4 protein-coding genes are annotated in these 4,701 nt (G+C 70.9%); 2 read left to right on the top strand and 2 right to left on the bottom strand.

Translation table 11 applies throughout. The features are described from left to right. Positions 1-68 precede the first annotated feature (68 nt). Positions 69-650: a hypothetical protein gene (locus FNH08_RS44880; protein WP_194238838.1), complete on the bottom strand. Its 582-nt coding sequence runs from the start codon at positions 648-650 to the stop codon at positions 69-71. 382 nt (positions 651-1,032) lie between these two features. Here FNH08_RS44880 and FNH08_RS44875 point away from each other — a divergent pair, with 382 nt between their 5' ends. Together FNH08_RS44875 and FNH08_RS44870 are read left to right on the top strand one after the other, a co-directional pair. Continuing rightward, positions 1,033-1,626 (top strand): NADPH-dependent FMN reductase, encoded by a 594-nt coding sequence (locus tag FNH08_RS44875; protein WP_228034761.1) that lies wholly within the window; start codon positions 1,033-1,035, stop codon positions 1,624-1,626. Positions 1,627-1,703: 77 nt separating this feature from the next. Further along, positions 1,704-2,723 carry an LLM class flavin-dependent oxidoreductase gene (locus FNH08_RS44870; RefSeq protein WP_322726466.1) on the top strand — a complete coding sequence of 340 codons (1,020 nt, stop codon included), beginning with the start codon at positions 1,704-1,706 and terminating at the stop codon, positions 2,721-2,723. Between the two features lie 84 nt (positions 2,724-2,807). Here the strand turns inward: FNH08_RS44870 and FNH08_RS44865 are convergent, their stop codons facing one another. Next, complete coding sequence (locus FNH08_RS44865) at positions 2,808-4,445, bottom strand: M4 family metallopeptidase (RefSeq protein ID WP_152777259.1); 1,638 nt, start codon at positions 4,443-4,445, stop codon at positions 2,808-2,810. Positions 4,446-4,701 lie beyond the last annotated feature (256 nt).

Below are 4,701 nucleotides of genomic sequence, written 5' to 3'. Positions count from 1 at the left end.
GGTTCGGAGGGGAGGGGTTCGGTGGTACCGCGGACGGACGGTGGAGGGCGGAGGGCGGAGGGCGCCCGTCAGATGCCCTCGCCTCTCACCCGGCGATGCAGGAGCCAGGTACCGCCCGCTGCGGCGACGGCCAGGGCCGCCACGCCTGCCGCGGTCTGCACGGGGTCGGGTCCGAGCGCGCCGCCGACCCCCGTCTTCACGCTGCCCCTCGGGTGCGTCCGCTCGCCCGCGGCGGTGAGCGTGACCACCAGGTCACCGGCCACCTCCGTGCCGTCCTTGGAGCACCGCGCGACGATCTCGTACGTCCCCGGCTGGGCGCTCGGCGGCACCCTGAACCGTCCCGTCGCGTTCCGCGGCGGTGTGCCGGGCGCGAGGGTGAACGTGCCGGCGCCGACCGAGCTCGCGTCGCCCTCCGCCGTGCCGTCCGCGTCGCAGGCCACCGTGGAGACGGTGACCTCGGCGCCCGGGACGGCGCTCCCGGGGTGCACCTTCAGCCGTCCCGTTCCCGTGGCCGGCGTTTCCGTGCCGTACGCGGGCGCGGCGGCGAGAGCCGCGGCGGCGACGGCGAGCGCGATACCGGCCGGCAGCCGGGAGGCGTGCAGGCGGGCGGTACACAGTCGGACAGCACGCGGCCGGGGCGTATGTCGCATCGTGGTTGCTCCTCCGAGAGGGCACGGCCCGCGACACTCCCGTGTGCCGCTGCGTCAGTCGCGCCTCTGCCCTACCGAGGTAAATGACACCGGGCCTCCCGCGCTTCCTGACGGAATGTCAGAAATGATGTGAATGGGTGTCAGGTGGGGGTGGCCGGAGCCGGAGAGGCGCGATGTTTCCGCAGGTCATGGGCGTGTGGTGCGGGCGCCTTCGCAAAGATCGGGTAAGGCGTGGGGTGGGCGTGTGAACGGGTGATCGGAGGCATGCGGGGCCACCCCTCGGCGGCGACTTGACCTCAAGGAAGGTTGAGGTACGAGGGTGTGGTCCATGGAGATCACCGAACCCATGAAGAGCACTGAACCTATGAAGACCACTGCACCCATGAAGCCCACTGCACCCCCGAAGAACCCCGTCCGCGTGGCCCTCGTCATCGGCAGCAACCGTGAGGGCCGCTTCGGCCCCGTGGTGGCCGACTGGCTGCTCGGCCACCTCCGTTCCCGCGACGACTTCGAGGCGGACGTCGTGGACGTGGCCGAGTCCCCGCTGCCGACGACGCTCTCGCCCACGCCCGAGGCGACCGAGGCGCTCGCGGCCGTCACCCCGAAGCTGTCGGCCGCCGACGCCTTCGTCGTCGTGACGCCGGAGTACAACCACTCCTACCCGGCCGCCCTCAAGAACCTCATCGACTGGCACTTCCACGAATGGCGCGCCAAGCCGGTGGCCCTCGTCTCCTACGGCGGAGTCTCGGGCGGCCTGCGCGCCGTCGAACACCTCCGCCAGGTCTTCGCCGAACTGCACGCCACCACGGTCCGCGACACGGTGTCCTTCCACAACGCGCACGGCTCCTTCGACGACACGGGCCGCCTGAAGGACCCGTCCGCCCCCGACGCGGCGGCGAAGGTGATGCTGGACCAGCTGGCCTGGTGGGGGAGGGCCCTGCGGGAGGCGAAGGAGACGCGGCCGTACGGGGACTGACGGGGGCTGACGGGAACAGAACCAGAACACGGCGGCTTGAGGTACTCAGGAGATGACGTACTGATCGAGGAGCTCCCGTGCCGCTGCCCTCACAACCGCTCCGGAAGCTGGGCTTCCTGACCATCGGACTGTTCGACGAGGCCGACCCGCGCCGGGGCCACGAGTCGACCCTGGAGATCATCGAACTCGGCGAGCGCCTCGGCTTCGACAGCGCGTGGCTGCGGCACCGCCACCTCCAGTACGGCATCTCGTCCCCGGTGGCGGTCCTCGCGGCGGCCTCCCAGCGCACGCACCGCATCGAACTCGGCACCGCGGTCACCCCGCTGGGCTGGGAGAACCCCCTGCGCCTCGCCGAGGACCTGTCCACGGTGGACATCCTCTCCGGGGGCCGCCTCAACCCGGGCGTGAGCGTCGGCCCTCCGATGCACTACGACCAGGTGAAGCAGGCCCTGTACCCGGACACGGCGGACGCGGAGGACTTCGGTTACGAGCGGGTCGCCCGCTTCCTGGACCTCGTGCGCGGCAAGCCGGCCACGGACTTCAGCGGGGTGGAGGGCTTCGAGACCTTCTCCGACCGGGTCCAGCCGCACTCACCCGGGCTGGGCCGCCGTATGTGGTACGGCGGCGGCAGCCTCCGTTCCGCCCGGTGGGCCGGTGAGCACGGTATGAACCTGCTGACCAGCAGCGTGGTGAAGGCGGAGGAGTCCGAGGACTTCGCCGAGATCCAGCTCAGCCACGTCCGCACGTTCCGCGCCCACCACCCCGACGGCGACGCCGCCCGCGTCTCCCAGGGCCTGGTGGTCATCCCCACGGACAGCGCGACACCGGAGCAGCGCGCGAAGTACGAGGAGTACGCCGCGAAACGCACGCCTCGCACGACCACCCCCCAGGGCCCGGCCCGCATGATGTTCGCCCCGGACCTCGTCGGCACGTCGGAGCGGATCGCGGAACGGCTCCACGCCCACGCCGCGTTCCGCGAGATCGACGAGGTGGCCTTCGCCCTCCCGTTCACCTTCGACCACGAGGACTACGTCCAGATCCTGACGGACATCGCGACACGACTGGGCCCCGCGCTGGGGTGGCAGGCGGGGCCCTGAACCGAATACCGGGAGATGACCAATTGGCCAGGGAGAGGGTCAATTGGCTAGGGAGAGGACCAATTGGCCCTCTCCCAGCCGGGGTCAGCCCACCGAGACGGCGCTCCAGGCCGCCGCCACCGCGTTCCGCTCCGTGCTGCCGGAACCGTAGAGGTCCCTCGCCGCGTTCAGCGTCGCCGTCCGCGCTCCCGCGTAGTTCGTCGACGACGTCATGTAGACCGTCAGCGCCCGGTACCAGATCGCGCCCAGCTTGTCCTTGCCGATGCCGGTGACCGACGCGCCGTCGCAGGTCGTGCCGTTGTGCTGGACGCCGCCGATGGTCTTGGGACCGCTGCCCTCGGCGAGGAGGTAGGCGAAGTGGTTCGCCACGCCCGAGGAGAAGTGGACGTCCAGGTCCTTGACCGACGAAGTCCAGCAGTCGACCGAGTTGCCGTCCTTGGAGGGCTGGTCCATGCGCCGGAGCGACGGCTTGCCCAGGCCCGGGCGGACGATCTTCTCGCCGATCAGCCAGTCACCGGGGTCGGAGGCGTTCTTCGCGTGGAACTCCACCAGCGTGCCGAAGATGTCCGACGTCGCCTCGTTCAGGCCGCCCGGCTCGCCCGAGTACGTCAGGTCCGCCGTGTGCGAGGTGACGCCGTGGGACATCTCGTGGCCCGCCACGTCCAGTGACACCAGCGGCCCGAACGTCGAGCCGTCGCCGTCGCCGTACGTCATGCAGAAGCAGGTGTCGTCCCAGAAGGCGTTGTTGTAGTCGCTGCCGTAGTGGACGCGGTTGAAGGAGCCCTTGCCGTCGCCGGCGATGCCGTTGCGGCCGTGGACCTTCTTGTAGTAGTCCCAGGTGACGTCGGTGCCGTACTGCGCGTCCACGGCGGCCGTGGCGCGGGACGAAGTGTTTCCGGTGCCCCAGTGGTTGTCGGCGTCCGTGAACACCGTCGACGGGGCCCGGCTCACACAGACGCCGAGGACACAGAGGTCGGTCTTGTTCGCGGCGTCACCCGTGTAGGTGTTGCCGCGTGTCGGGTCCTTGAGCTGGTACGCCGAGCCGGACAGGGTGGTCTGAAGCGGCACCTTGCCGCCGTAGAGCGACTGGCCGTCGCCGGTCGCCGTCTCGATGCTGTCCCACGCGTCGATCTGCTTGCCGGTCGTGGCGTTGGTGACGACGGTACGGGCGACCGGGTTGCCCTGCGGGTCCTGGGCCACCGCGTTGGTCTCCCAGGCCAGCTTCGGCGCGCCGTGGAGGGCGTCGATCACGAGGCGGGGCTTCGCGGTCAGCTTGCGCAGCGTCTCGCCGAGGTTCACGGCACGCAGGGCGGAGGCGGCGAGGTCCGCGGCCTTGGGGGCCTTGACGGCGGGGGTGGTGGCCGGCACGGATATCGCCCGGGTCGTGGCCCGGTCCGCGCCGCGGTAGCTGCCGTCCGGAGCGAGGTGGACCACGAAGTCCCCGCCCCGCACCGGGAGCTGACGGTACGTCCGGTCGTAGCGCACGTGCTGGGAGCCGTCCGCGTCCACGACGACGTCCCGGACCGCCGTGCCCTGCGCGGCCCCGAGGCCCAGGGCGGCGGCCCGGTCCACCAGGACCGCCGCCGCGTTGTCGACGGCCTCCGCCCGGGTCGGCCGGTCGGCCGCGCCCGCGCCCGTGCTCGGCATGAGCGCCGTGGCCAGCAGGGCGGTGGTCGCCACGGCCGTACCGGTGAGGGAGAGACGGGAACCTCGAATGCGCATCGATCTCCTAGGGAAGGCGAGGGGAGGCGAGGGAGTGAGGGAAGGCGTGGGGAGGACACGGCAGCCGCCGGTCCGCCCAGTTTTAGGTGCCCATGACATCTGTCGTCCAGAGGGGCGGAGGGGGAGGGTCCGTGAGGAGTGAGAATCGTTTCTGCGGAGGTGGGGCGATACCTCTTCCGTGTCCTGTGGGATCGATGGGTGTATTCGGCCTCAAGAGCCGTGGTACGCATGGAAGTTGGCCTTGAGTGTGCGGGGG

The sequence above is a fragment of the Streptomyces spongiae genome, from assembly GCF_009377185.1.
Classification (GTDB): Bacteria; Actinomycetota; Actinomycetes; order Streptomycetales; family Streptomycetaceae; genus Streptomyces; species Streptomyces spongiae.
The sequence above is the reverse complement of the archived record's forward strand: the minus strand, read 5'-3'. Positions and strand labels throughout refer to the sequence as shown.

What these genes read in the sequence shown, in the direction of transcription:
- FNH08_RS44880 (WP_194238838.1), bottom strand. Translation starts at nt 650, where the DNA reads ATGCGACATACGCCCCGGCCGCGTGCTGTCCGACTGTGTACCGCCCGC.
- FNH08_RS44875 (WP_228034761.1), top strand. Translation starts at nt 1,033, where the DNA reads ATGAAGCCCACTGCACCCCCGAAGAACCCCGTCCGCGTGGCCCTCGTC.
- FNH08_RS44865 (WP_152777259.1), bottom strand. Translation starts at nt 4,445, where the DNA reads ATGCGCATTCGAGGTTCCCGTCTCTCCCTCACCGGTACGGCCGTGGCG.